Origin of the sequence: Aquincola sp. J276 (genome assembly GCF_024700035.1) — a bacterium.
Taxonomy (GTDB): Bacteria; Pseudomonadota; Gammaproteobacteria; order Burkholderiales; family Burkholderiaceae_C; genus Aquincola; species Aquincola tertiaricarbonis.
Window position 1 is genome coordinate 1,295,826 of the sequence record NZ_JAJONC010000002.1, and the last position, 25,717, is coordinate 1,321,542.

Genomic DNA, 25,717 nt, shown 5'->3' on the forward strand with positions numbered 1-25,717 from the left:
GGCCTATCGTCACATGCACTGTCAACCGGTCATGGCCGACCGCACGCCCGACTCAGGCGCATTGCCGGTTCTAAAAGTGCGCACCAGCGCAGACAGGGTGCCCGCCTGGTCCTTCAGCGATTCGGCTGCCGCGGCAGACTGCTCCACCAGGGCGGCGTTCTGTTGCGTCGCCTGGTCGAGCTCACCGATAGCACGGCTGATCTGCGCCAGGTCTTGACTCTGCGTGCCCGCGACCTGCGTGATCTCTTCGATCATCGTCCGCACGCGCTGCACGCTGCCCACAATGTTGCCCATGGTGCCGCCAGCTTGCTTGACCAGCCGTGAGCCGGTGTCTACCCGCCCCACGCTGTCCCCGATGAGCGACTTAATCTGCTTGGCGGCGTCCGCTGACCGCTTGGCCAGGCTTCGCACCTCGCCGGCGACTACCGCAAATCCCCGTCCCTGCTCGCCGGCTCGAGCAGCCTCGACCGCGGCATTCAAGGCGAGTATGTTTGTCTGGAACGCGATCCCATCGATCGTGCTGATGATTTCGGCGATCTGCCGCGAGCTGCTTTCAATCTCCAGCATGGTCTTCACCACCTCGGTGACGACATCGCCGCCTTGGTGCGCCACACCCGCGGCGGATCCGGCCAGCTCGTTGGCACTGTGCGCCGAGTCGGCCGACTGGCGGACCTTGTGGGTGAGCTCTGTCATCGCCGACGCGGTGCTTTGCAGGTGCTGCGCGGCTTGCTCGGTGCGTTGGCTGAGGTCGAGATTGCCGCTGGCCACCTCGGCGGACGCCACCTCGATGCTGGCGGCCGAGTGGCGCACCTGAGAGACCAGGTGGCGCAGCGACGCCTGCATGCTGTGCAGCCCCTGCATAAGCTTCGCGGGTTCATCCTGTCCGGTGGTGTCGATTGCGGTGGTCAGGTCGCCGCGTGCGATCTGCGCCGTCAATGTTACGGCCCGGTCCAAGGGACCGCAGATGGAACGCAAGGTCAACACCATCAGTGGCAGCACCACGACCAGCGTTCCCGCCACAAGCAGCAGGCGCAACGACGCAGCCCACGCCGTGTTGTCCGCCAAGGTCTGGCGCAGCTGCGTGATGTGCTCGTGCTGGGCTTGCAGCAGGGCGGCCGCGTTGGCTTGCAGGGCGGTCAGCGTGTCACCCGCGCGCTGGGTGTACGCCAGGCCCGCGGACGCGTCCATCTTGGCCTGCGTCAGCTGCACAGCCACCGGATCGATGATGGCCACATAGTCGTCGAGCAGCTTGGCCTGCGCCGCGATCAGCTCGGCCAGGGACGCCTGGTCGGCGTTCTGCGCCAGCAAGCGGACACTGCCCGCTTTCAGGGCCTCGATTTCTTTTTTCCAGGCCTGATGCAGCGCCTCGACGTCCGTGGGGTTGGAGACGGCGGTCGCCACCATCGCCGCCTCGTAGCGCCGCACGGCGGACAGCGACTCCCGCAGCTTGCCTACCTCGGTGGACGCGGCAATGGCCTCGTCAAAAATCTGGGCGATCGGGCCGTCACTGGCCTGGCGGCTGTCGAGCCAGCTCCACAGGCCCAGACCGATCAGCGAGGCGCTGACCAGCGCCATCACGACATGGAAACGCACACGCACGGAGACCCAACGCAAGTCGACCACCACATCCCTCCCGAGCCGCCAGCGACGCTGACCTCCCCTTGATGTCGGTCGACTCAGCGGCAGCTTGAGGAAGTTGCTCCCTTCGCGCGGAGTGCACAATTCTGGACTTAACCCGGTGGGCAGAAGCACTTGATTGGTGCAAACCCTGCTGCTTGTGCGGACTGCGTGGTCCCTTAGGCAGCGGGCGGCTCAACGGCGCCGGAGTTGTCGGTCGGTGACGACGGCGAGGACCTCACGCACCGCGTCCACCGCGACCGTCAAGAAGACATCGAAGCCCCGTTCAAGGCACCGGGTTTCGGTCGCTACCTCCGGCCTGCCGGTCAAACACACCATCATCGGCCGGTGGCCGATCGGCAGGGCGACGCAGATCGAGTTCATGACGGTACAACCGTCTTCGGACCCCAGCGCCAGGTCCACGATGACCAGCTCCGGCCTCACCTCCAAGGCTGAGGCGATCGCGGCTTGTGCGCCGTAGCGGGCCATCGAGCGGCAACCCAGGGTTTGCAAGAGCAGGCTGACGGCCAATGCGCAGTCGATGTCATCATCCACCACCAGCGCATCGAGTTGCGGGCTGTACACCATCGTGCCTCCACGCCGCCGTCACGCCCATGAGCCTGCAAGAGGCATACCTTCAGACGGCCGAAGCGTGGGGGCGGGACCGCCGCCCCGGCCGACAAGGCCGGTGACCAGCACAGGCGTGGTCGTCTGCTCAGTGCAGCTGAAAGGTCGAGACCACGCCGTGCAGCCGCCCAGCTTGCTCTTTGAGGCTCTCGGCGGCGGCCGCGCTCTGCTCGACCAGCGCCGCGTTCTGCTGGGTCATCTGGTCCAGCGTGTTGACCGACCCGTTGATGAGCTCGATGCCGGCGCTCTGCTCTCGGGCCGCCGCCGTGATTTCGCTGATGACGTCGCTCACCCGCTGCACGCTGCCGACAATCTGCGCCATGGTCTGCCCGGCGTCGCCGACCAAGCGGCTGCCCGCGTCCACCCGTTCGACGCTGGCGGCGATCAGGCCCTTGATCTCGCGTGCCGCCTCGGCGCTGCGGCCGGCCAGCGTGCGCACCTCACTGGCCACCACCGCAAAACCCCGCCCCTGCTCGCCCGCGCGTGCCGCCTCGACCGCCGCGTTCAGCGCCAGGATGTTGGTCTGGAAGGCGATGCCGTCGATCACGCCGATGATGTCGGCGATGCGCCGGCTGGACTGCTGGATCTGGTCCATGGTGGTCACGACTTCACCCACCACCTCCCCGCCGCGCTGGGCGACCGAGGCTGCGCTGGAAGCCAATTGGTTGGCCAACTGGGCGTTTTCGGCGCTCTGCCGCACGGTGCTCGTGATCTGCTCCAAGGCGCTGGCCGTCTGCTGCAGGTTGGAAGCCGTTTCTTCGGTGCGCTGGCTGAGATCCGTGTTGCCGCTGGCAATCTCGGTGGAGGCCGTCGAGATCGACTCGCTGCTGTGGCGCACCTCGAGGATGGTCTGGGCGATCTTGTCGGTGAACGCGTTGAACGATGCGGCGATCATGGCCATTTCGTCGTGGCCGTGCACGGGCAGCCGCTGGGTGAGGTCGGCCTCGCCAGAGCCGATCTGGCTCATGGCGGTGTTGATCCGTCCCAACGAGGCCAACAGGGTCCGCACCATGGCGGAGGTGGCGATTGCCGCCAGTACAGCCATGAGCAGCAGCGCGCCGGCGGCTGCCACGAGCAGGCTGCTCAGCGAAGCCAGCGCTTCGTCCTTCTGCGCAGCGGTCACCAAGATCCAGGGGGTGCCCGGGACCGTCGCCCCGCGCAGCAGATAGGGGCTGTCGTCCAGTGCGGCTTCCACCCAGTGGCCCTCCGTAGCCGTGGCTGCTGTGATTGCGGCCTCGCTCAGCTGGGAGGACATCTTGTCCACGCCCTGCATCAGCCACTGCGTCTGCGGATGGGCGATGACCACGCCCTTCTGGTCCACCAGAAAAGCCAGACCGCGCGCTGTTGGGCGGATGGCGGCCACGGTCTTCGAGACATCGTCCAGGAAGACGTCGCTCGCGACCACCGCTTTGGTGCTGCCGGAGCCCTTGACCGCCATCGCAAACGTCACGATCAGGCGTTTGCTGGCGGCGTCCACGTACGGGGCGGTCAGGACCGGCGTTTCAGACGACGCGGCCGCGCTGTACCACGGCCGCGCGGTGGGGTCATAGCCCGCCGGCAGCTGCTGCGGCACGTCGAAGATCATGCGTTTGTCGGCAAAGCCGGCATACGCCGAGGCCAGCCCGCCCGACTTCTGTGCCTGGATCAGGAACGGAACCGGATCTGCGACCGCTGTCGCCGGCGCCAAGGCAGCCACAACGGCTTTTTGCGTGGCGACCCAGTGGCCGATGCCCTGTGCATGGGCCGCCGCCAGCATGTCGAGGTCCCGGGTGGTCTGGGCCTGCACATGCCGCTGCACGATCAGGTAGTTGACCGCTGTCACACAGAGCAGGGCCAGCACCACGACGGCCACACAAGCAAGAGTCAAACGGGTTCGGACGGTCTGGAACATGGGGATCGGGCCGGAGGGGACGGCAAGCGATGTGCAGAGCCGTCCTGAGATGGGATGGCGTGTTGTCGGAGCACCAGCGGGATTCTTGAATCGCGGGCCTGGGCATAAGAGGGAGGGATGCCTGTGGCAAGCTGGACAAGCCCCTAGGGCAGCCGTGACGACGGACCGGCGAGCCCGACCGCCGCAGCCCTCCGGGTGATAGCACATCGCCTTCAGTGCGGGCGCAGCAACAGTAGCTCGCGGAGTCCGTCACATTGCTGCGGTCGGAGCCGGTTGATGACGTGTTCGGACTTCATTTGACGGAGGGCAGGCCATTGCCTAAGCCGTCCCAACGAAAGCCAGGCGAATACATGGCGTCGCCCTCCCCTGAGTTGATAGCCTGCGCGATTCAACGGGACAGCCGCGCGTCCTAGCACGGCTACGGTGCGATCCTTCTCCTTGCAGCCTGGGCGATGAGCGCGGGCGAAGGGGCCAACAACACCTCACCCGGCCGTGGCTCCGACGGTGGTGGCAGAGGTTTGCCTTGTCTCAGGTGCACCTGACACACTACTTCCAAGACCGCTTCAGCAGCAGCCAGCAAACGCACCTTTCCAAGCTCCGCCGATAGCACGAGACGCATTTCAGGAAGGTCGCGGCAGCTCAACGTCACGAGACCCGCAAAGGTCGGGGCGATGAGGACCGGGTAAGCAAACGACAGCGGAGTCATACGAAGAGTATCCGCTTGAGGGACTGCCCCGTCAGGCGCGAGGGCAGCACACCCAAAACGCCGCACAACTTGAGACCGACCGTCGCGGCGCAGTCACGCAGCGCTGTTCATCGGCGTGCTCTGCTGCTGCAAGGCGTCGCCCCCCTTGCGTGCATTGCCACCTTCGTCTTCCGCCCCGCACCGCCCACTGGTGCAGCGCAGCAAACTGTGTCCCGACAGGGTATCCTTGAGGATGGGCGAAACGCAGGGCGAGGTTCAGCTGGGCAAGCAGGCCATTGAGGCCGCACTGCGCGCCGAGCTTTCCGGCGTCGGTCAGCACGTCGTCTTATCGTGGATGCCGGCCAGTCCGTTGCCAGATCAAGCGCACGGCGCTCCGGCTCCGCCGCCCTGCAATTTTAAGATCGCCGTGCGAACGTCAAGCGCCGGTGTCGTGGCTTCGCTAACGCGCCAGCAGCTTGAAGAATGTGCAGGCGGAGTCTCTCATCCGGACGCCGCGGGCCTCATTTCTGAATGCATGGTCGCCCTGCGAGGCGACCGAAACCAGGGGTGAAGCGCTGGACCGTGCCTCGATCAAGTCCGCCTTGGCCGTCGGGCGTGGATGCGGCCACGTGATCACCACCAGTGCTGGAAGGGTGAGCAGATAGAGCCAGCAGCTGACATCGGAACCGTCGTTCCGCTTAGAGGCAGCCACCGTGAGCAGGGCGACGGTAATGAACACTGCCCACCACTGCACACGGCAAAGCTTATCCCGGCAAACGCGCTCGCGCTTTACATCATCCATGCCGTCAATCAGCGCCGAGTCGACCTAGGGCGCCTGCCGTGTCGGCGGCGCCCGGGGCATCCGCCTGCCGGCGGCAGATCAGCACGTAGCTGGTGCAGAACAGCGACCGGAAGCTGTACATCCCGGCCTTGAGCCCGGGGTCGATGGACGACTTCTCGAAGAAGGACGAGCAGCCCACGTACAGCCGAAGCAGCGGGTACAGCAGCGCCGCCAGCGGCAGCATCCACAGGTCCTTGGGCTTGCCCAGCACATGCACCACGCGCTCGACGCGGAAGCCCGCCGCATGCAGCATGCCCACCGTCGTCGGCATCGGGATGATGTGCCACACGCTCTGGTTGCGCACCCGGAACAGCTTCAGGCGCCGGGTGCGGCCCAGCAGCAGGTACAGCAGCCTGTCCTGCACGGTGAAGATGGAATCGTTGGTGACGATGAAGCAGCCCCCGGGCGCCAGCCGCTGCGCGCAGAAGTCGAAGAACTGCGAGGTGTTGCCGAACTCCATGATGCCGCTGATGCAGGTGACGACGTCGTAGCGGCCTTGCAGTGGTTCCGGCAGCGGCCCTGCCAGCGCGGCCGAGGCATCGAACCGGGTGTACTCGTGCGGGGCCAGATGCGCCGGGCTGGGCATGATGTCGGCACCGTGCGCCTGCAGCGGCAGGTGGCGGTTGATCGTCTGCACGAACAGGCCATGCCCGCAGGGCAGGTCGAGCAGCGTCTTCCAGCCGGCGGCCGGGGCGGCCTCCTGCAGGTACTTGAAGATCTCGCGATTGACGCCGCGGCTGGTATTGCCTTGCGGCACCTGCACGTCACCCACGCGGGTGACGGCGTATTCCTTGCGGCTGACTGCAGCGGTGTCCCGGTGGACGGTGGCCATTGGGAAGAATCCAATTGATTGTTCAACCGACGACTTTAGATGAAACCCTGGAAAGCCACCTATACGCGCGGATGCGCACCCAGGCGCTGCAGGCGGCTGGCTCCGCGGACGTCAAGCCGCTGGCGTTGTCCGATCAGCAGGCATGCAGCCATACCAAGCGGCCGCCAGGGGCCTCTGCCATGGCCCGAGGCCCGGTTCCTTGCTCGTTCGGGCATTTCACCGGCAGCCTCGACCGATTAATTCGGTCGAACACCTCGGCGGTTCGCATTGCGCGCTCCCGCCCAGCGCGCTCCGTTTCAACCCGGATGCCGCTTACCGTGCGGCGGTGCCATCGCTCACGGTGCGCTGCTTCTCCCAAGCGATCACTCCCATGGCGCTCGACCAGCAAGCCAATACGAGCTATTGTGCGGACCGACGGCGAAACGACTTAGACAGACGCATGAAATGCCCAACATATCTTGCGAACGTGAGCCGAGAACCCCTGGTCTTGTGAAGAGGCTCGTCGGCCATTGTGCTGTCACAGGTTCGAGCGTAGCTTTAACGTCGCGCGCGCTTGCGCCCTGAAGCGACCCCCCTTACGCCGTCGCTGTTGGTCGGCGCGGACCCCGCTTTGACTTTACTGGTGCAGCTGCGGCTGACCCGCGACACCGCCACCGTCGTTCGAGTGCCGGTGGCCGGTGCGCCCTCGCCCGCCAGCGCAGCACGGTGGCGCCCGCGGGTCGGCGGTCCTCACGCTCGCTTCAGCGGCACCGTGCGCAGCATCTCTCGGCGGCGGCTCCGACGAGCAGGTTGAAGGCACTACCGCGCCGGAGCCTGCCCACGATCTGAGTCCCGTTGGCGGCTTGATCCCGTTGGCAGACACCGGGTTGTTGGATCCAGCTGCAGACCCTGCTGCGGACGCCGCGCGCGGCCCCACGTCGTGAGGATTTCGACCATGGCAGAGCTCGAAGTGAAGTTGGGGTTAAACCCGGAGGCTCTCGAGCGCTGGCGTCAGCGCATGCACCATGCAGACGCCCGCAGCGAGCGCTTTGTGGCACGTTACTTCAACACACCCAGCGGCCACCTGGCACGAGCGGGCATCTCGCTTCGACTCCGCAGCGAAGGCCGCCGCTGGGTCCAGACGGTCAAGGTGCAGGAACAGCTCAGCGTCCAACGCTACGAGCACGAGGTCGCCGTTGAAGCAGAGCCGGGCCGTGAGCCCCTGCTCGACCTCAACCTGCACGCCGGCACGGAAGCCGGTAAGTGCCTCGCCGCGGCGCTTGGTGACCACCTCGCGCAGCTGAGTGAGCAGTACGCGTCAGATGAGGAGCGCCTGCACCATGTGTTCCCGGCTGGCGCGGGCGGCGCCGTGGAGGTGGCTCTGGACGTAGGCGAGGTGCGCGCCAACACGGCGCGCGAGGCGCTCGCCGAGCTGGAACTGGAGCTGAAACAGGGCCCGCCAGAAGCCCTGTTTGACATGGCCAGCCAGACTATGGAGGCCGGTGGACTGCGCCGTGCCGTAGAACGCCACGCTCGTAGTTCAGCAGCGCACACAGGAACGCGGCGGGCTCATGGCATTCGATCGAGCAACTTGCGTACACCAGCAGCGCAAAGCTGGCCGCGTGGCTCTCAGCGTGTCGAATCCAAGCATCGGCCTGCACTGACCACGCCGCCTCAGCAGGTGCAGCCAGGCCCGGGCTACCTCCGGCAGCGTCATTAGAACCCCGCCATACCGCCGTTGCTGGTTCAACGGCGAGTTGGCCGGCCCGTCGACAAACGCTCCACGAAAGTCGGCATCAGCACCCGGGTGGACACCGGCAGGTCCGCCCGCGCCAAATGCTCCAGGAACAGCTGCGCCGCCTGCTCGCTCATTTGCTCCACTGGCACCCGCACCGTGGTCAGAGGTGGATCGATCAGGTCAACCAGGGGCATGTCGTTGTGGCCCACCAGGGACATATCGGCCGGCACGCGGATGCCCCGCTCCCGCAGGACATCGAGTACGCCCAAGGCAATGAGGTCGTTTGCGGCGAAGATCGCCGTCACCGTGGGCCGGCGCTTCAGCAGCACGCGCGCCGCCGCCTGGCCGGCAGACCGGGTGAATGCCGCAGCTTCCTGGATCGGGAAATCAGCCTTCGGCCCAAGCGCCCGCGTCCGGTCTTCAAAGGCCTCGCGACGCGCACGTCCGGTCGACGAGGCCGATGGCCCCGAGATGTGCGCGATGGCGCAGTGACCGAGGGCCTGGAGATGCGCGACCACCAGCCGCACCGACTCCCGGTCGTCGTTCACCACGCTCGAGAAGTGACGGTCGCCTGAGCCACGGTTGACCAACACCGTTGGCAGTCCGCGTTCCTTGGCGGCTTGCAGCATGAGGTCGCTGCTTTCCGCCGCCAGGACCAGCAACCCGCTGACCTGGCGACCGGCCAGCGCATGCACCAGATCCCGGCGCTCTGTGGGCTCCTCCGGCGTCTGCACCACCAGCGACAGCAGGTGTTGCTGACGCAGTGCCCGCTCGAGTCCTTGCACGATCGGGCCAAACAGCGGATTGCTCAGGTCCGGCACGACGATGGCCGCAAGGTTCGTCTGCTTGGTGCGGAACGATGCCGCCACGAAGTTGGGCTGGTAGCCGATCTCAATGGCGATGCGCTGGATCTCGGCCCGCTTTTCCGCCGACACCTTGCCCGCGATGCCACGCAGGGCCCGCGACACCGTTGCCGGATGGACGCCGGCAGCTCGGGCGACGTCTTCGATGGTGACGTGGGAGGAAGTGCTCACGGCAGCATTCTCCGACAAGGCAACCGTTTGCCCTTCTACTACCTTTCTTGCCTGAAGTCTTTACCTATTTTTTGGCGCTATTCCCTAGACGCTCGTCCTTGACGTCCGTGTTCTGCATGCCTAACCTAGGGCAATCGTTTGCCCTTTTTCCTGAAGGAGCCTGCCTTGAATCGACCGCTTTCATCCTCCGACCCCGGCGCGCTGCTCGCAGCAGTGCTGGCCGCCAACGAAACCACGCCCGACCCCCGGCTGCGCCAGGTGATGGCCGCAGGCATCCGCCACCTGCATGCATTCGCGCTCGAAGTCGACCTCACGCCGGCGGAGCTCCAGGTCGGCTTGGACTTCCTGGTGGAAGTGGGCAAGGCGACGGGCGCCGAAAGAAACGAGGGCATCCTGCTGGCCGACATCCTGGGCTTGGCGACGCTCGTGCAGCTGCGCAGCGCCCGCCACTCAGTGGAAGCCGGAGGCACGGAGCCGGCATTGGTCGGCCCCTTCTGGCGGGCCCATCAACCGCTGCGCTCCAACGGCGCCACGATCAGCTCGGACACCACACCGGGCCCGCGGCTCGAGGTGCGAGGCCGGGTTGTCGACCTCGACGGAACACCGGTCCCCGGCGCGCGGGTCGAGACCTGGCAGGCCTCGCCCAAGGGAATGTACGAGAACCAGGACCCGGAGCAAGAGGACATGAACCTGCGAGCCCGCTTCGAGACCGATGCGGACGGCCGCTTCTCGTTCGTCAGCGTGCGCCCGGCGGGTTACCCCGTGCCCACCGACGGACCATGCGGACGGCTGCTGGCCGCCCAGGGTCGCAAGGTGATGCGCCCGGCCCACCTGCACTTCATCGTGCTGGCCGACGGGTTCAAGTGCCTGGCCACGCAGTTTTTCGACGTCGACGACCCCCATGCCTACGAGGACGTCGTGTTCGGCGCCGTGGGGTCGTTGCTGCGCAAGTTCGAGCCCGATGGCCATGGCGGCTACCGGCTCGACGTGGACCTGAAGCTCGAACCGGGCGAAGCCCGCCTGCCCCACTGCCCACTGCCCTGAACGCCATGAACAACTCTGCTCGAACATTCGCCCCGCACGACAGCCTCGAAGGCCAGGTCGCGGTGATCACCGGCGGCAACGGCGCCATCGGCGCCGCCACCGCACGGCGCGCAGCCCACCTGGGCGCTCGCGTGGTGCTGCTGCAGCGCACCCCACCTCAGAAGTCGCAGGCGCTGCTGGCTTCCTTGCCCGGCAGCGGTCACTTCGCGGTGGCGGCTTCGGTCACCGACAGCGCCGCTTTGGCCCGCGCCGCCGAGGAGGTGCAGTCGCGCACCGGCGGTACCTCCATCCTGGTGAACGCCGCGGGTTTCACCCAACCGGTTCCTGCAGCGGACCTGGACGGGCTGACCGACGACCTCATCGACAGCATCTTTGCCACCACCTGGCGAGGCACCTTTGCCGCCATCCGCGCATTCGCGCCGCAACTTAAGCGGTCCCAAGACGGGCTGGTGGTGAATGTGTCCTCGATCGCCGCGCTGTCGGGCATGGGCAGCAACTTGGCTTATGCGGCAGCCAAGGCCGGTGTGGATGCGCTGACCAAGGCGCTGGCCAAGACCCTGGCACCCACCGTGCGGGTGGTGGCTGTATCGCCTGGCGTGGTCGACACCGCCTTCGTCGCGGGCCGCGATGCGGATTTCAATGCGCGCGTAGGCGCCACGATTCCGCTCAGGCGCGTGGGTATGGCCGACGACGTCGCCGCCGCCATCGTCGCCTGCGCCACGTCGCTTCGCTATGCCACTGGCAGTATCTTCGTGGTCGACGGCGGCCGCGGGCTGGGCTGAGGTGCGCGACATGGAGCCGCTCACTATCCTTACCTGCGCCGTCACCGGCAACCTCACCCGGCCGGAGCAGACGCCCCATCTGCCCATCACGCCCAGCCAGATCGCCGACGAGTGTCTGGCCGCCGCTGAAGCAGGCGCCGCTGCGGTTCACATTCACGTGCGCGATCCCGTCTCGGGCGCGCCGTCGATGGACCTGGAGCTTTACGCCCGCGTGGTGGACAACCTTCGCCGGCACGACCCCCGGCTCATCATCAACCTAACCACCGGGCCAGGCGGCCGCTTCGTGCCCACGGACGGCAACCCACGCCTGGCAGCCGCCGGCACCACGCTCCTGCCGCCCGAGCAACGGGTCAGCCACATCGCGGCACTGAGGCCAGACATTTGCTCGCTCGACCTCAACACCATGAACTCGGGCGATCAGGTGGTGATGAACACGCCCCGCAACGTCGCCCGCATGGCCCAGATCATCCGGGCTGCCGGTGTGGTACCGGAACTGGAGTGCTTCGACAGCGGGGACGTGGTGCTGGCGCGCAAGCTGATGGACGACGGCACGCTGGAGGGACCAGGGCTCTTCACCTTCGTCCTGGGCGTGCGGTATTCGCTGCCCTACTCGCCCGAGTCCATCGCCTTCGCCAAGTCGCTGCTGCCCACACAGGCGCAGTGGAGCGCCTTTGCGGTGGGACGCCACGCGTTCCAAGCCGTCGCCCAGTCGCTGCTGATGGGCGGCAATGTGCGCATCGGCCTGGAAGACACCATCTACCTCGACAAAGGCCGGCTCGCCAGAAGCAACGCCGAACTGGTGAGCAAAGCACGTCGCATCGTCGAAGACCTGGGCGGCCAGCTGGCGAGCGCCACCCAGGCGCGCAAAGCCTGGGGCCTGCAAGACAGCAATGCGGCGGGCTGAGACGCCGCGACCACCCACCGTCCCTCTGAAAGGAACCACCGTGACTCAAGTTTTGAATGGACGCAAGCTCGTCCTCGCCGAGAAGGCGGCCGATGCCGCGGCGATCGCACCCCGCCTGGTGGACGTCCAGCTCCCCGAGCCGCCTGCGGGCCATGCCGTCGTGCAGGTGCGGGCCGCGGCCGTGAACCCGAGCGACGTCAAGGCCTCGCTGGGCATGATGCCGCATGCCGTATGGCCACGCACCCCGGGCCGCGACTTTGCCGGGGTGGTGGTGGCCGGCCCGGCGCCCTGGCGCGGCGTGGAGGTGTGGGGCACAGGCGGCGACCTCGGCATGACCCGAGACGGCACCCATGCCACCTACCTGGTGTTGCCCGAGGAGGCACTGAGCCGCAAGCCCGACAGCGTCAGCGTCGCGGCTGCGTCGACGGTGGGGGTGCCCTTCATCACGGCACACGAGGGCCTGCGCCGTGCCGGCCTGTCGGGGCCGGGCCAGACCGTCGTGGTCTTCGGCGCCAACGGCAAGGTCGGCCAGGCGGCCATTCAGCTGGCCACGCGGCAGGGCGCCAAGGTGGTTGGCGTCGAGCGCGACAGCCACAGCTACATCGGGCATGCGAGCAGCTTGGTGCCGTTATTCAGTTCGGCGGACCCCCAGCTGGGCAGCAAGCTGCTGGAGGCACTGGACGGCCGCGGCGCCGACATCGCCTACAACACGGTGGGCTCGCCCTACTTCCAGCTGGCGCTGGACGCACTCGCCGTCAACGGCACCCAGGTGCTGATCTCCACGATCGAGCGCAACGTGAGCTTCGACATCCTGGCGTTTTACCGCCGCAACCTCCAGATGCTGGGCGTGGACAGTCTGAAGCTCAGCGCAGCCCAGTGCGCCGGCATCCTCAACAGCCTGCTGCCTGGCTTCGACGACGGCTCGCTCAAGGCTTTCGACGTCGACGACGGCACCCTGCTCCCGCTGGACCAGGCCGCCGAGGCCTACCGCAAGGTTCTGGCGGGCTCCATGGAGCGCGTGGTGCTCGCACCCTGAGGAAGCCATCATGCACCTGGTTCCTTTCCTCCAGGCGCCGCCATACGAGGCGCCAGGCCACCGGCAGATGTCGATGCGCAGGCTGCAAGGCCGCGAAGCCGGGCCCGCGGACTCGGTCTGGATCGGTCTGTCCTCCATCGAACCCGGCGGCGGAACCACGGCGTCGGCCTCCGACGTGGAGAAGTTCTATGTGGTCGTCGAGGGCCGTCTCGTGGTCGAAGCCGTCCACGGGGACCAGCGCTCGACAGCGGAGCTGGGGCCCCTCGACTCCTGCCGCATCGCCCCGGGTGAAAGCCGCGTGCTTCGCAACACCTCAAGCCAGCCCTGCAACGTGCTCTTGGTGATGCCCTTGCCTCGGATGGACGGCCCACAGCCTCCCGCACGACCTTCTTGAGTTACCAGGCGTAGTCAACAGTTCCTATTTCGACTAATAGGGCAAACGATTGCCCTTGAATGAAGGAGATGACATGAAGTGCATCCGTCGAGTCCTCTTCCGCAGCATTGCCTCGTTCGCGATGACGGCCGCCTCGGCTGCCGTGCTGGCCCAGGAGCCTGTGGGCAGACCCATCACGCTGGTGGTCCCGTTCACGGCCGGCTCGGGCACCGATGTCATCGCGCGCATCCTGAGCGAGCACCTCGCAAAGGAACTGCGCCAGCCCATCGTGGTCGACAACCGGGCGGGCGCCGGCGGAACCTTGGGTGCTAGCCAGGTCGCCGCCGCGCCCGCCGATGGGCACACGCTGCTAGTGCACTCGGCCGGCCATGTGGTCAATGCCGCGCTCTATCCAAAGCTGAAGTACGACACCTTGAAGGACTTCGCGCCCGTGGCGCTGCTGGCCACGCTGCCGAACGTGCTGGTGGTGTCCACCCAAAGCAAGGTAGCCAGCGTCTCGGACCTCGTGACCAAGGCAAGGTCGAAGCCGGGCTCTATGACCTACGCCTCCGCGGGCAACGGGAGTGCAACGCACATCAACGCAGAGAAGTTCCGGGTATCCGCCAAGCTGGCAGCCACGCATGTGCCCTATCGCGGCACGCCGCCGGCACTGATGGACGTCATCGGTGGCCAGGTCGACTGGTTCTTCGCCCCGCTGGTGAGTGCCATGCCGCTGATCCGCGACGGCAAGCTCACGCCGCTGGCCGTTGGCACGCCGGAGCGTTCGCCAGTCCTGCCGGATGTGCCCACCACGGTAGAAGCCGGCTTCCCGAACTCCGACTACACCTTCTGGGTGGCGATGTTTGCCCCTGCCAAGACGGCCCCGGAGCTCGTCGCCCGGCTGAATGCTGCGACGGTCAAGGTACTGAAGCTGCCGGAGGTGAAGGCCGCGATGGAGAAGTTGGGCGCGCAGCCGGCCTCCTCCACGCCAAAGCAGTTCACCGAACAGCTGGCGAGGGAGTTCGATGCCGCGGCCGCGTTGATCAGAGAGGCGGGCATCAAACTCGACTGATTCGCATCGACCACGAAGAGCCGTGCGCTGCCGTTGCCGTCTTGCGAATTGGGTTTGCCGCCATGGCTGGGCGCGCCCTGCGTCGACTCCCTGGTCCAGCCCTGTACTACCCCCAAAGATTGAGGCGCCTACAGATCTTCCGGAGGTTGGCTAGATCAAGCCACCGCGGCTCAATGAAAAGGCCCACACACCACCCTGCTCAGGTACCGTCATGACACGCCGTCGATACGCAATCTCCACTCTACTGTTCATCCCCGCTCTGCTCGTGATGGCCGGCGCCGTCGCTGGCGATGCCGCGCCGATCGAAGCGCCCGCGGGCACATACATCCTCGAGAAGGAACATGCGAGCCTGACCTGGCGGGTGCGCCACATGGGCCTGTCGAACTACACCGCCCGCTTCAAGCGCTTTGACACCACGATCCGGTTCGACCCTGCGGACTTTGCCAGGAGTTCGGTCCAGGCCAGCGTGGACTTGGGTTCGATCGAAACGGACTTCGTACCCGCCCAAGGCCGCGACTTCAACGTCGAACTCAGAAGCGAGCCATTCTTCAACGTCGCCAAGTTCCCGCGAGCGACCTTCACGTCCACCAAGGTCATCCCCACGGGCCCGCGCACGATGCAGGTCGAAGGCAGGCTGGACCTGCTGGGCGTCAGCCAGCCCGTGACACTGACGGCCACGCTCAACGGCGCGCTGAAGTCCCATCCCTTCGCCAAAGTGCCGGCCCTCGGCTTTTCGATCACCGGCCAGGTGCCCCGCCTGGCATTCGGCTTCAATCCGCCGCCGGTCCGCCAGGGCGTGGGCGAGGTGGTCGACATCGCCATCGAGGCCGAATTCGTCCAGCAGCCGTGAACCCCCGGAGTAGCCATGACGCATCTCTTCGACCAGCGCCCCGCTCGGCGCGACTTCCTGCAGGCCGCTGGCTCGCTGGGGCTCAGCGTGCTGGCCGGCCCGTTGGCGGCACAAAGCGGCAGCACACGGGCAGCCCCCGATCTGGTGCTGCACAACGGCCGCATCAGCACCATGGATTCCGCACAGCCTGATGCCAGCGCGCTGGCGCTCAAGGACGGCCTGGTGCTGGCCGTGGGTACCGATGCGGAGATCGTGCCACTGGCCGATGCCCAGACCCGCGTTGTGGACGTGGAGCGGCGACGGGTCATTCCAGGGCTGACCGACTCCCACACCCATGTGATCCGCGGCGGCTTGAACTACAACCTGGAGCTGCGCTGGGACGGTGTGCGCAGCTTGCATGCGGCGCTGGACATGCTCAAGGCGCAGGCACGCGTGACGCCGCCGCCGCAGTGGGTGCGGGTGGTCGGCGGCTGGAACGACACCCAGTTCGCCGAGAAGCGCCTGCCGACGCTCAAGGAGATCAACGATGCCGCGCCCGACACGCCGGTCTTCGTGCTGAACCTCTACAACCAGGCCTTCCTCAACCGCGCGGCACTGCGAGCGGTGGGCTACACACGTGACACGCCGCAGCCCCCGGGCGCCATCATCGAGCGCGACGGCAACGGCGAGCCCACGGGCCTGCTGCTCGCCGAGCCCAACGCCTTCGTGCTCTACAACACACTGGCCAAGGGACCCAAGCTCAGCCCGGAGGACCAGATCAATTCCACGCTGCACTTCATGCGCGAGGAGAACCGGCTCGGCGTCACCTCCGTCGGGGACGCCGGCGGCGGCTTCCAGAACTACCCCGACGACTACCAGATCATCGACCGGCTGGCCAAGGAGGGTCGGCTCACGCTGCGCTTTGCCTACAACCTGTTCCCGCAAAAGGCGGGCGCCGAACTGGCCGACATGCAGCGGTGGGTGGCTACCGGGCGGCCCGGCGACGGCAGCGACATGTACCGCCTCAATGGCGCGGGCGAAATGTTGGCCTTCTCGGCGGCCGATTTCGAGGACTTCCTGGTGCCGCGGCCGGACATGCCGGCCGCCATGGAACCCGATCTCGAGGCCGTCGTGCGCTTCCTGGCCGGCAATGGCTGGCCCTGGCGCATGCATGCCACCTACGACCAGACGGTGTCGCGCGCGCTGGATGTCTTCGAGAAGGTGCACCGGGAGCGGCCCATCGACCGGCTGGGCTGGTTCTTCGACCATTGCGAGACCGTCTCACCGCGTAACCTGGAGCGCATCAAGCGGCTCGGCGGTGGCATTGCGGTGCAGAACCGCATGTCAATGCAGGGCGAAGCCTTCGTCCGCCGCTACGGCAAAGCTGCGGTGGCCGAGACGCCGCCGGTTAAGCGCATGTTGGAGATGGGATTGCCGGTGACCCTGGGAACCGATGCCACCCGCGTCAACAGCTACAACCCGTGGCAGGCCCTGTACTGGCTGGTGTCGGGCCGCAGCATCGGCGGCACGGTGCTGTATCCAGAGGAGCGACGGTTGGACCGCCGGGCGGCGCTGGGCCTGATGACCGCCGACGGCGCCTGGTTCTCGCGCGACAGCGGGAGGAAGGGCGTGCTGCGACCCGGCGCCCTGGGCGACGTGGCCGTGCTGGACCGGGACTACTTCAGCATTCCTGAAGACCAGATCCAGGACATCGTGTCGGTGCTGACGGTCGTGGCCGGCCAGGTGGTCCACGGCTCACAGCGCTTCGCCGGGCTGGCCCCGCCGCTGCCGCCGGCGTCGCCCAGCTGGTCGCCGGTGCGCACGTTCGGCGGCTACCAGGCCCGCCAGCGGGCGTCGGGTGAAGAAGACCGTCGCTACCACTACGCCGCCGCCTGCGCCTGCCGAGCCGCCTGCTCGCTGCATGGCCATAAGCACCTGCTGGCCGCCAGCACCCGGGTGCCGGCCCTCGACGCACCGGCCTTCTGGGGCGCGCTGGGGTGCAGCTGTTACGTTTGACTGTTTCTCCTGTCGGACACGGACGGGTCCTGCAGTCCGGCGTTAGCCAGCACATCCGCCGGACCGTCATCTTTGAACGCCCGTGCGATGCATTCGTGGAGCAACTTCGGCAGCTTTGTGTAAAAGCACGGTCTTCGCATCAAACGCAGATCAACTCGACGTTGCCGTCAAATCGATATCCGGCCCCGCGCTGCGTTGCGATGAAGTTCAAACGACTGGGCGCGACATCAAGCTTCTTTCGAAGTCTTGTCACGAGGACGTCAATCGCACGTTCATAGACCTCGTCGACATGCAATCGAGATCGTTCGAGGAGTTGGTCACGACTCAACACCAGACCAGGAGATGCTAAGAACGCAAGCAGTAAGTTGAACTCGCTGTTTCGCAAATGAATAGGCGTCCCATCAGGTGCGTACAGTCGACGAAGCCGCACGTTGAGCTCCCACCCGTTGAACCGATATGCACGAACATCTGCTACCGCATCGGCTGCATTCTCGTACATCCTCGTACGCCGCAGAACAGCCCGAATCCGCGCAAGCAGCTCACGGAAAGAGACCGGCTTTGTCAAGTAGTCGTCCGCGCCGAGCTCTAGTCCCATAATTCGGTCGGCCTCTTCTAGCAGGCCAGTAAGAATGATGATCGGAATCCTCGATCGCTCGCGCAACTCTTGGGCCAATTGAAGGCCGTTCTCGGCGCCGAGTCGAAGATCGAGTACGACGAGATCAACCGCTTCCTCGGCCAATACATCGCGCATCTGCTGCCCAGAGCCCACGGCAAATACATGGATTTCTGAGTTTGCGAAGTATCTTGCCATCATGACACCCATGGCTGGGTCGTCGTCGACAAGCAACACATTGCAGACTGTCGCACCAACCGATTTGGTACTGCACAGCCGCGTGTAAGCTCCCTCAAATGGCATCTGTGCCTCCCGTCTAGACCAGCCAATACGACAAGGCGACTTTACGCGTCTTAGTTTGAAATCGGTGACCAATCCTACATTTCAAGAGATCACCTTAGCCAGCGCCTCAGCCAACTCCCTTTGCGACAGCGGCTTGTTGAGTACGCAACTTGCACCCGCCGCTTCTGCATTGATCGCAACAGTCCCGCCTAAGTACCCACTCACCAGTATTACTGGAACAGTCTGCCGCAAAGCGCGCACGGCCCGAATCAACGACGTACCTGTAAGACCAGGCATACTCTCGTCCGTTATGATTGCATCGAAGCGGTCCGGGTGAGCACGAAACGCTGCCAGCGCTTCAGAGCTAGACGTGAATCCCACCGGAACATAGCCCAGATCGCCAAGTGTCTTCGTGGTAATGTGGACCAGCGCTTCCTCGTCATCTACGATAAGGACTTGTTGATGACGACCCCTAGGGAGTTCCGGCAATTTAACGATATTCGACGATCCTGCATCGCCGCTGCAAGGCAAATAGATTGTGAAGCAACTGCCTTGCCCGACCTCGCTATCCACGTCGATGGCGCCGCCCATTTCTGTGACGATGCCGTGCACCAAAGAGAGCCCGAGACCGGTGCCTGCTCCAACGTCTTTCGTTGTCACGAAGGGGTCGAAGATTCGATCTCGAATGTCCGGTGCGATTCCATGGCCGGTGTCTCGCACCTGAAGGACAACGTACTCTCCGGGTTCGACACGTCCCGTAGTAACGTTATGTTGGTGATTACGGAATTGCCGAGAAATCTCAATGCGAAGCTCACCAATGCTGCCCATAGCATGCAAAGCATTGCTTCCAATGTTCATCAATACTTGATGGATCTGAGTAGGATCTCCGATGACCGAAGCGCGACCAGAACTCATAGATGATTGAATGCGGATGCTCGCTGGCGCTGTGGCAGAAAGGATGTTGAGCCACTCATGCACTATGCCTTCGATATGCACCATGCACTTCTTCCCGCCACCCGTGCGGCTGAACGCCAGTATGCGTCCGACAAGTGCGCGACCGCGGTCTACCTGACTGACAATGCATTCTAAATCGACCCGCACCTGGCTACCTTTGCGGGTGCGGCGCAAGGCTATTTCCGAGAATCCGAGAATTGAACCAAGTATATTATTAAAGTCATGCGCAATACCGCCGGCTAAAATGCCAATGGCATCGAGTCGCTGCGAGCGCTGAAGCGCCGCTTCGGCGCGTTTTCGAGCATCGATGTCGCTGACTGAACCAGCCATTCGCGTTGCCCGGCCACTGCCATCACGAACACAGACACCACGCACATGTAGCCAATGGTAATGGCCATCAAGATGCCGGCTTCGGAACTCACAGTCAAACATTGCCGCGCGCCCCGCCAGGTAGTCATTCAATTGGCGACAATGTCGAACCTCGTCATCCGGATGTAGCTTTATCAACGCCGCCCAGTCATCGAAATCCCTCAAATTTGGTCCGACCGTGATCCCATAAAGTTTCTGCGCTCTCTGTGACAGAAACATTTTGTTCGATACCACGTCCCAGTCCCAAATTCCGTCATGCGAGCCTTCGACAGCGAGCGAGAACCGTTCCTGCGATTCACGGAGGTTGAGCTCAGCGCGACGTCGACCAGTGACATCAGCAACGGACCCAGTCCACCGTTCCAGCTGCCCGTCTGCCCGGCACGAGGCAAGCCCCCGAAACTCGAACCAGTGAATGGACCCGTCAACATGCGTTCTGATTTCAAGCTTGAACTCAGCTAGGCGACCAGACATGTGATTGCGAACAGCGCTGTCCCACTGCTCCCGGTCGTCTGCATGAATTGGCAAGCTGGCAGAGAAGTGTTGCCAATCCACAAATGCAGCTGAGGCCGGCAGTCCACACATGGACAAGAGCCGCGGCGAGGCATACAGACGCGCCTCGCAGGGTAGCCAGTCCCAGTGTCCGCTGCCGATAGCAGCCATCGCCAGCGCGTACCGCTCCTCCGACTGCTCGAGACGTGTTTCAGCCTGCTTGCGTTCCTCGATGTCCGTCGTCTGTCCATACCAACGCAACAAGCGTCCGGCGTCGTCGCGCAAGGGCACTGCGCGGAACAAGAACCAGCGCAGGACACCGTCGTGCCGCCTCAGTCGAGCAATCGCCTCGCCAGCCTGACCGGATGCCAAAACGCCCCGCCAAGTCTGAAGCAGTGCCGGTAGGTCGGCTGGACAGACCGCACTTTGCCAGCCCCAACCGCTAGCCTGCTCCATCGGCAAGCCGGTGTACTCGCACCAACGCAGGTTGAGATATTCGATGTAGCCATCAGGCGCTGCTGTCCAGACTAGACCAGGGATTTGGTCGAGAGCCAGCCGAAAGTCAAGCCCATCAGCTGCGCACGCCCCGACGGATGTAGCGTCGCCTGTTTCTCTCAACAAGTCGTTTGTAGTCTTGCTCATTGGAGCTGAGACCGTTGCGCAGCAAGGATGCAGTGATTATGCCGGCCACAGTGGGAGGCGGTGACCCGTTCGACGTGCCTGTGTTTCATATGACATAAGCGACAGCAGCAACAAGTCCTCCATCTAGACGCCGCGAGCACCTCAACCCTCAGTAGGAGACCTTGGACCAACTTCACGCTACAGAGCTTTCACAACAGGCGCTTTGGGATCGCAAACAAGTTCACTACGCCAGCTTGTTTCGCATGCAACATTCTTCCCTTAGACCTGAAACGATCCGGTCATCCTAATCAATCATAGTCCCGAAAAAGGCGACGTCTGGCTTTCAACGATCACGTTGTTGACCAAAGATGCAACCGTAATCGCTGTGAAGACTTGGAAGGAGGTCACATGAACGTGAACGGCAATCTGCGCGTTGCAGTTCTGTACGAAGAGCCGATCATTGCAGCCGGGCTAATGACGATGCTCGGTGCAGCGCCGGGAGTTTCGGTCGTGCCTAGCCCGGACCCGTCGTTCTTCAATGTGGACGTTCTCGTTTCAGACTACAAGACGCTCGTGATGTTGGTGCAAAACGGTGCATCGAAACACCCGCCCGTCATGGTGGTTGCGCGCGGCTTTCGCGAAGTTGAGGTGCTGCAAACCATTACTCTCGGCGCCCGGGGCTACATACTGATAAGTTGTACCGCAAACGATCTGATGAACGCACTCCAAATTGTCAGTCAAGGGGGCAGGCATTTCTGCCCCGAGGCGGCCGAATGTATTGTCGAAAGCGTGACGCGTCAGACATTAACGCCCCGCGAGGGGCAAGTTCTTAGGTTAGTGTCATGTGGCCTGTGCAACAAGACTATCGCTAAATACCTAGGCATCTCAATCAGCACGGTTAAGTGTCACGTTAAATCGGTTCTTGAGAAGCTTGGTGCGTCGTCACGCACTCAAGCTGCGGCGATTGCCACATTCAGAGGACTCCTAGACCATCGAATCGCCCCGTCGTTTATTACTCCATGCAATGATACCGAATCAACGATAACAAGGGCTAATTTAACGGCTGACCACCCTATTGCACTGCAACGAATGCATTCAGCATGCACACAGTCAAGCGTCCTCCCGGATCATTCCTTGAGATGACTGCTAGCAAGTCGGGATGTGTTGCGCATAGTGCAGCCACGCCACCTGATGCTCAGAGCGGCGAAGCACGGTGTTCCCGTTTTCACTCGTGCGTAGAAGGTGCCATCTTTAGCACGCGCCACCTAGCAGAGAATTACCGCATCAGGAAGGATCCCCACACTTGCAAGGAATCATTAGCGAAGTCAACGTCGCCAAATGCAAAAACCGAACTTCACAGACAGGAGCACCATGAGCAGCAATATTTGTACCGCTAACGACGGCACTCAAATCTTCTACAAAGATTGGGGAACGGGGCGTCCCGTTGTCTTTTCTCACGGCTGGCCGCTCACGGCCGACGCCTGGGAAGACCAGATGATGTTCCTTGGTCAGCGCGGTTTTCGTGTCATCGCGCATGACCGCCGCGGCCACGGTCGGTCCGGCCAATCCTGGAGCGGCAACAATATGGACACCTATGCCGATGACCTGGCTGTCCTGTTCAAGCAACTGGATCTTCGCGACGCGGTGATGGTCGGCCACTCTACCGGCGGTGGCGAGGTGGCGCGTTTCATTGGTCGCCATGGCACCGAGCGCATTGGCAAAGCAGTGCTAGTGGGCGCAGTGCCGCCGACGATGATGAAGTCGGTTGCCTATCCGGGCGGACTGCCGAAAGACGTATTCGACGGAATCCGCGCCGGCGTGCAGGCCGACCGCTCGCAATTCTTCCAGGATCTAAGCGGCCCGTTCTATGGGGCCAACCGGCCTGGCGCTAAGGTGTCGCAGGGGCTTCGCGACAACTTCTGGCGTATGGGGATGCAGGGCTCGCTCAAGAGCGAGTACGACTGCATTGAGCAGTTTTCGCAGACCGACTTCACAGAGGATCTGAAGAAGATGAACGTGCCCACTCTGTTCATCCATGGCGACGACGACCAGATCGTGCCAATTCACAACTCGGCTCAGCTGGCAGTCAAGCTGGTGCCCAATGGAACGCTGAAGGTGTACCCCGGCGCCTCTCACGGCTTGGCCAGCACTCACAAGGACCAGCTCAACGCCGACCTGCTGGCATTCATTCAGAGCTGAACGTCCTGATTACCCATCTAAGCACCCTTTCTTCTTGACAAGGAGCCAACCATGCCCATCACCGCCACCCCCCACCGCCGGCCCCGGCCTGCTGACGCCGGCCGACCACACGCTCATCATGATCGACTTCCAGTCGCAGATGGCGTTTGCCACCAAGTCCATCGACGCGGTAAACCTGCGCAGCAACGCCGGCCTCGTGGCCCGCGCAGCCGCCGGCTTCAAGGTGTCCACCATCCTGACCACCGTGGCCGAAAAGAGCTTTTCCGGCCCGATGTTCAGCGAGATCGTGGAAGCGTTTCCGGGCCAGAAGATGCTGGACCGCACCTCGATGAACACTTGGGAGGACGCGGCAGTTATCGACAAGATCAACTCGATTGGCAAAGACCGCATCGTGCTGAGCGGCCTGTGGACCGGCGTGTGCATCGTCGGCCCGGCGCTGTCGGCCATCGCCCAGGGTTATGAGGTGTACGTGATCGCCGACGCCTGCGGCGACGTGTCCACAGAGGCACACGACCGCGCGATGGACCGCATGGTGCAGGCCGGCGCGCGGCCGATGACCTCGCTGCAGTACCTGCTGGAACTGCAGCGCGACTGGGCCCGCACCGACACTTACGAGATGACCACCGGCATCGCCAAGCAGTACGGCGGCGCCTACGGCCTGGGCATCATCTACGCCAAGACCATGTTCGGCGCCCACGAAGGCTGAAGCACGGAGCGCGCCGATGAAGCCCTACCTGCTCTCGGTGGCGCTCGGCCTGCTGGTCGGCGTCATCTACGCGCTCTTCCAGGTGCGTTCGCCGGCGCCGCCGGTAATCGCGCTGGTGGGGCTGCTCGGTATCCTGGTGGGCGAGCAGATCCCGCCGCTGGTCAAGCAGTGGATGGCCCGGCCTGCAGTGGCCACCTCCTGGCTACACCACCAGGTCAAGCCCCACATGTTCGGCGAACTGCCGACCTGCGCCCCCACGGAGCAACGCAAACATGGCTGAAGCCCCCTTGCCGCCCGCCCAGGCGGCCCCGGACCTGATCCTGCACCGCGGCCTGTTCACCACGCTGGACAAAGCCAACCCCAATGCCAGCGCGGTGGCGATCAGCGGCGGCGTGTTCACCCACGTCGGCAGCGAGCACGAGGTGCTGCCGCTGGCCGGCCCGCACACCCGCCTGATCGACCTGCACGGCCGCCGCGTGCTGCCGGGGCTGATCGACAACCACCTGCACATCATCCGCGGCGGGCTCAACTTCAATCTGGAGTTGCGCTGGGACGGCGTGAAGAGCCTGGCCGACGCGATGCGCATGCTGCGGCAGCAGGTGGCCGTCACGCCGGCGCCGCAGTGGGTGCGGGTGGTGGGCGGCTTCACCGAGCACCAGTTCGAGGAGAAGCGCCTGCCCACCCTCGACGAGCTGAATGCGGTGGCGCCCGACACGCCCGTCTTCATCCTGCACCTGTACGACCGCGCGCTGCTCAACGGCGCCGCGCTGCGCGCCGTGGGCTACGACCGCGACACGCCGGCCCCGCCCGGCGGCGAGATCATGCGCGACGGCGCCGGCAACCCCACCGGGCTGCTGCTGGCCAAGCCCAATGCGTCCATCCTCTACGCCACACTGGCCAAGGGCCCGAAGCTGCCGCCGGCGTACCAGCTGAACTCCACGCGCCACTTCATGCGCGAGCTGAACCGCCTGGGCGTCACCGGCGCCATCGACGCGGGCGGCGGCTTCCAGAACTATCCCGAGGACTACCAGGTGATCCAGCAGCTGGCCGATGCCGGGCAGCTCACCATCCGCCTGGCCTACAACCTGTTCACCCAGAAGCCGAAGCAGGAGAAGGAAGACTTCCTGAACTGGACGGCCACCTCGCGCTACAAGCAGGGCACCCACTACTTCCGCCACAACGGCGCGGGTGAGATGCTGGTGTTCTCGGCCGCCGACTTCGAGGACTTCCGCCAGCCGCGGCCCGACATGGCGCCCGGGATGGAAGGCGACCTGGAAGAGGTGGTGCGCATCCTGGCGCAGAACCGGTGGCCCTGGCGCATGCATGCCACCTACGACGAGACCATCAGCCGCGCGCTGGACGTGTTCGAGCGCGTGGACCAGGACGTGCCGCTGCAGGGCCTGAACTGGTTCTTCGACCACTGCGAGACCATTTCCGAACGGTCGATCGACCGCATCGCCGCGCTGGGCGGCGGCGTGGCGGTGCAGCACCGCATGGCCTACCAGGGCGAGTACTTCGTCGAGCGCTACGGCCCCGGTGCGGCCGAGGCCACGCCGCCGGTGAAAAGGATGCTCGAGATGGGCGCCAAGGTGTCGGCCGGCACGGATGCCACCCGCGTGGCCTCGTACAACCCCTGGGTGTCGCTCAGCTGGCTGATCACCGGCAAGACGGTGGGCGGCATGCAGCTCACGCCGCAGCGCAACTGCCTGGACCGTGAGACTGCACTACGCATGTGGACCGACAAGGTCACCTGGTTCTCCAACGAAGAAGGTCTGAAGGGCCGCATCCAGGCCGGCCAGTTGGCCGACCTGGTGGTGCCCGACCGCGACTTCTTTGCATGCGCCGAATCGGAGATCGCGGATACCACTTCGCTGCTGACGGTGGTGGGCGGCAAGGTGGTATACGGCGCCGGTCCCTTCGCCGCGCACGACGACGCCCCTCTGCCGCCGGCTATGCCCGACTGGTCGCCGGTGCGCCGCTATGGCGGTTATGCCGCCTGGGGCGAGCAGGAGGGCGCCCCGATGCAGGCCCGCTTGCATCGACAAGCCGCGGCCGCCTGCAGCTGCGCCAAGCAGTGCACCGTACATGGCCACGCCCATGCTACGGCGTGGAGCGCCCGCTTACCGGTTGCCGACCTGAAAGGCTTCTGGGGCGCGCTCGGCTGCGCCTGCTGGGCGGTATGAG

General features: G+C 64.7%; 21 protein-coding genes and 1 pseudogene. 14 read left to right on the forward strand and 8 right to left on the reverse strand.

Annotated features, from left to right (window positions below):
- Positions 1-21: 21 nt before the first annotated feature.
- The 5 genes from LRS14_RS23935 to LRS14_RS23955 form a co-directional block, all read right to left on the reverse strand.
- Positions 22-1,623, reverse strand: coding sequence for a methyl-accepting chemotaxis protein (locus tag LRS14_RS23935; RefSeq protein WP_257801390.1), 1,602 nt, complete (start codon positions 1,621-1,623; stop codon positions 22-24).
- Positions 1,624-1,812: 189 nt separating this feature from the next.
- Complete coding sequence (locus LRS14_RS23940; RefSeq protein ID WP_257801391.1) at positions 1,813-2,202, reverse strand: response regulator; 390 nt, start codon at positions 2,200-2,202, stop codon at positions 1,813-1,815.
- A gap of 130 nt (positions 2,203-2,332) precedes the next feature.
- Positions 2,333-4,135 (reverse strand): methyl-accepting chemotaxis protein, encoded by a 1,803-nt coding sequence (locus LRS14_RS23945; protein ID WP_257801392.1) that lies wholly within the window; start codon positions 4,133-4,135, stop codon positions 2,333-2,335.
- A 1,145-nt stretch (positions 4,136-5,280) separates the two neighbouring features.
- Positions 5,281-5,622, reverse strand: a complete 342-nt coding sequence (locus tag LRS14_RS23950; protein ID WP_257801393.1) for a hypothetical protein — start codon at positions 5,620-5,622, stop codon at positions 5,281-5,283.
- Between the two features lie 4 nt (positions 5,623-5,626).
- On the reverse strand, positions 5,627-6,493 hold the full coding sequence (locus LRS14_RS23955) for a bifunctional 2-polyprenyl-6-hydroxyphenol methylase/3-demethylubiquinol 3-O-methyltransferase UbiG (RefSeq protein WP_257801394.1): 867 nt from the start codon (positions 6,491-6,493) through the stop codon (positions 5,627-5,629).
- Positions 6,494-7,427: 934 nt separating this feature from the next.
- Between LRS14_RS23955 and LRS14_RS23960 the strand changes: the two are divergent.
- A pseudogene (locus tag LRS14_RS23960) lies at positions 7,428-7,955 on the forward strand (CYTH domain-containing protein); the annotation flags it as partial.
- Between the two features lie 263 nt (positions 7,956-8,218).
- Here LRS14_RS23960 and LRS14_RS23965 read toward each other — a convergent pair.
- Positions 8,219-9,244, reverse strand: a complete 1,026-nt coding sequence (locus LRS14_RS23965; protein ID WP_257801396.1) for a LacI family DNA-binding transcriptional regulator — start codon at positions 9,242-9,244, stop codon at positions 8,219-8,221.
- Between the two features lie 165 nt (positions 9,245-9,409).
- Between LRS14_RS23965 and LRS14_RS23970 the strand changes: the two genes are divergently transcribed.
- The 8 genes from LRS14_RS23970 (at position 9,410) to LRS14_RS24005 (ending at position 17,300) form a co-directional block, all read left to right on the forward strand.
- On the forward strand, positions 9,410-10,288 hold the full coding sequence (locus LRS14_RS23970) for a dioxygenase (protein WP_257801397.1): 879 nt from the start codon (positions 9,410-9,412) through the stop codon (positions 10,286-10,288).
- A 5-nt stretch (positions 10,289-10,293) separates the two neighbouring features.
- Positions 10,294-11,070, forward strand: a complete 777-nt coding sequence (locus tag LRS14_RS23975) for an SDR family NAD(P)-dependent oxidoreductase (RefSeq protein WP_257801398.1) — start codon at positions 10,294-10,296, stop codon at positions 11,068-11,070.
- A gap of 10 nt (positions 11,071-11,080) precedes the next feature.
- Positions 11,081-11,974, forward strand: coding sequence for a 3-keto-5-aminohexanoate cleavage protein (locus tag LRS14_RS23980; protein WP_257801399.1), 894 nt, complete (start codon positions 11,081-11,083; stop codon positions 11,972-11,974).
- A gap of 40 nt (positions 11,975-12,014) precedes the next feature.
- Complete coding sequence (locus tag LRS14_RS23985; protein WP_257801400.1) at positions 12,015-13,010, forward strand: zinc-binding alcohol dehydrogenase family protein; 996 nt, start codon at positions 12,015-12,017, stop codon at positions 13,008-13,010.
- Between the two features lie 10 nt (positions 13,011-13,020).
- On the forward strand, positions 13,021-13,404 hold the full coding sequence (locus LRS14_RS23990; protein WP_257801401.1) for a cupin domain-containing protein: 384 nt from the start codon (positions 13,021-13,023) through the stop codon (positions 13,402-13,404).
- Positions 13,405-13,477: 73 nt separating this feature from the next.
- Positions 13,478-14,455: a tripartite tricarboxylate transporter substrate binding protein gene (locus LRS14_RS23995; protein WP_257801402.1), complete on the forward strand. Its 978-nt coding sequence runs from the start codon at positions 13,478-13,480 to the stop codon at positions 14,453-14,455.
- 211 nt (positions 14,456-14,666) lie between these two features.
- On the forward strand, positions 14,667-15,305 hold the full coding sequence (locus tag LRS14_RS24000; RefSeq protein ID WP_257801403.1) for a YceI family protein: 639 nt from the start codon (positions 14,667-14,669) through the stop codon (positions 15,303-15,305).
- Positions 15,306-15,320: 15 nt separating this feature from the next.
- Entirely contained in the window at positions 15,321-17,300 is a 1,980-nt protein-coding gene (locus tag LRS14_RS24005) for an amidohydrolase (RefSeq protein ID WP_257801404.1), read from the forward strand.
- Between the two features lie 139 nt (positions 17,301-17,439).
- On the opposite strand, the gene LRS14_RS24010 is transcribed toward LRS14_RS24005, so the two are convergent.
- Positions 17,440-18,216: a response regulator gene (locus LRS14_RS24010; protein WP_257801405.1), complete on the reverse strand. Its 777-nt coding sequence runs from the start codon at positions 18,214-18,216 to the stop codon at positions 17,440-17,442.
- 81 nt (positions 18,217-18,297) lie between these two features.
- On the reverse strand, positions 18,298-20,649 hold the full coding sequence (locus LRS14_RS24015) for a PAS domain-containing sensor histidine kinase (protein WP_257801406.1): 2,352 nt from the start codon (positions 20,647-20,649) through the stop codon (positions 18,298-18,300).
- Positions 20,650-21,036: 387 nt separating this feature from the next.
- Here LRS14_RS24015 and LRS14_RS24020 point away from each other — a divergent pair, with 387 nt between their 5' ends.
- The 5 genes from LRS14_RS24020 (at position 21,037) to LRS14_RS24040 (ending at position 25,716) form a co-directional block, all read left to right on the forward strand.
- Positions 21,037-21,771 (forward strand): response regulator transcription factor, encoded by a 735-nt coding sequence (locus LRS14_RS24020; protein ID WP_257801408.1) that lies wholly within the window; start codon positions 21,037-21,039, stop codon positions 21,769-21,771.
- A gap of 195 nt (positions 21,772-21,966) precedes the next feature.
- Positions 21,967-22,827: an alpha/beta fold hydrolase gene (locus tag LRS14_RS24025; RefSeq protein ID WP_404977610.1), complete on the forward strand. Its 861-nt coding sequence runs from the start codon at positions 21,967-21,969 to the stop codon at positions 22,825-22,827.
- Positions 22,828-22,861: 34 nt separating this feature from the next.
- Complete coding sequence (locus LRS14_RS24030) at positions 22,862-23,533, forward strand: hydrolase (protein WP_310740872.1); 672 nt, start codon at positions 22,862-22,864, stop codon at positions 23,531-23,533.
- Positions 23,534-23,549: 16 nt separating this feature from the next.
- Positions 23,550-23,813 (forward strand): XapX domain-containing protein, encoded by a 264-nt coding sequence (locus LRS14_RS24035; RefSeq protein ID WP_257801411.1) that lies wholly within the window; start codon positions 23,550-23,552, stop codon positions 23,811-23,813.
- Entirely contained in the window at positions 23,806-25,716 is a 1,911-nt protein-coding gene (locus tag LRS14_RS24040; protein WP_257801412.1) for an amidohydrolase, read from the forward strand. Before LRS14_RS24035 ends, LRS14_RS24040 begins: the two co-directional genes overlap by 8 nt.
- Position 25,717 lies beyond the last annotated feature (1 nt).

What these genes read in the sequence shown, in the direction of transcription:
- LRS14_RS23950 (WP_257801393.1), bottom strand. Translation starts at nt 5,622, where the DNA reads ATGGATGATGTAAAGCGCGAGCGCGTTTGCCGGGATAAGCTTTGCCGT.
- LRS14_RS24040 (WP_257801412.1), top strand. Translation starts at nt 23,806, where the DNA reads ATGGCTGAAGCCCCCTTGCCGCCCGCCCAGGCGGCCCCGGACCTGATC.
- LRS14_RS23975 (WP_257801398.1), top strand. Translation starts at nt 10,294, where the DNA reads ATGAACAACTCTGCTCGAACATTCGCCCCGCACGACAGCCTCGAAGGC.
- LRS14_RS24005 (WP_257801404.1), top strand. Translation starts at nt 15,321, where the DNA reads ATGACGCATCTCTTCGACCAGCGCCCCGCTCGGCGCGACTTCCTGCAG.
- LRS14_RS24025 (WP_404977610.1), top strand. Translation starts at nt 21,967, where the DNA reads ATGCAAAAACCGAACTTCACAGACAGGAGCACCATGAGCAGCAATATT.
- LRS14_RS23980 (WP_257801399.1), top strand. Translation starts at nt 11,081, where the DNA reads ATGGAGCCGCTCACTATCCTTACCTGCGCCGTCACCGGCAACCTCACC.
- LRS14_RS24000 (WP_257801403.1), top strand. Translation starts at nt 14,667, where the DNA reads ATGACACGCCGTCGATACGCAATCTCCACTCTACTGTTCATCCCCGCT.
- LRS14_RS24015 (WP_257801406.1), bottom strand. Translation starts at nt 20,649, where the DNA reads ATGAGCAAGACTACAAACGACTTGTTGAGAGAAACAGGCGACGCTACA.
- LRS14_RS23990 (WP_257801401.1), top strand. Translation starts at nt 13,021, where the DNA reads ATGCACCTGGTTCCTTTCCTCCAGGCGCCGCCATACGAGGCGCCAGGC.
- LRS14_RS23955 (WP_257801394.1), bottom strand. Translation starts at nt 6,493, where the DNA reads ATGGCCACCGTCCACCGGGACACCGCTGCAGTCAGCCGCAAGGAATAC.
- LRS14_RS23945 (WP_257801392.1), bottom strand. Translation starts at nt 4,135, where the DNA reads ATGTTCCAGACCGTCCGAACCCGTTTGACTCTTGCTTGTGTGGCCGTC.
- LRS14_RS24020 (WP_257801408.1), top strand. Translation starts at nt 21,037, where the DNA reads ATGAACGTGAACGGCAATCTGCGCGTTGCAGTTCTGTACGAAGAGCCG.
- LRS14_RS24010 (WP_257801405.1), bottom strand. Translation starts at nt 18,216, where the DNA reads ATGCCATTTGAGGGAGCTTACACGCGGCTGTGCAGTACCAAATCGGTT.
- LRS14_RS23995 (WP_257801402.1), top strand. Translation starts at nt 13,478, where the DNA reads ATGAAGTGCATCCGTCGAGTCCTCTTCCGCAGCATTGCCTCGTTCGCG.
- LRS14_RS24035 (WP_257801411.1), top strand. Translation starts at nt 23,550, where the DNA reads ATGAAGCCCTACCTGCTCTCGGTGGCGCTCGGCCTGCTGGTCGGCGTC.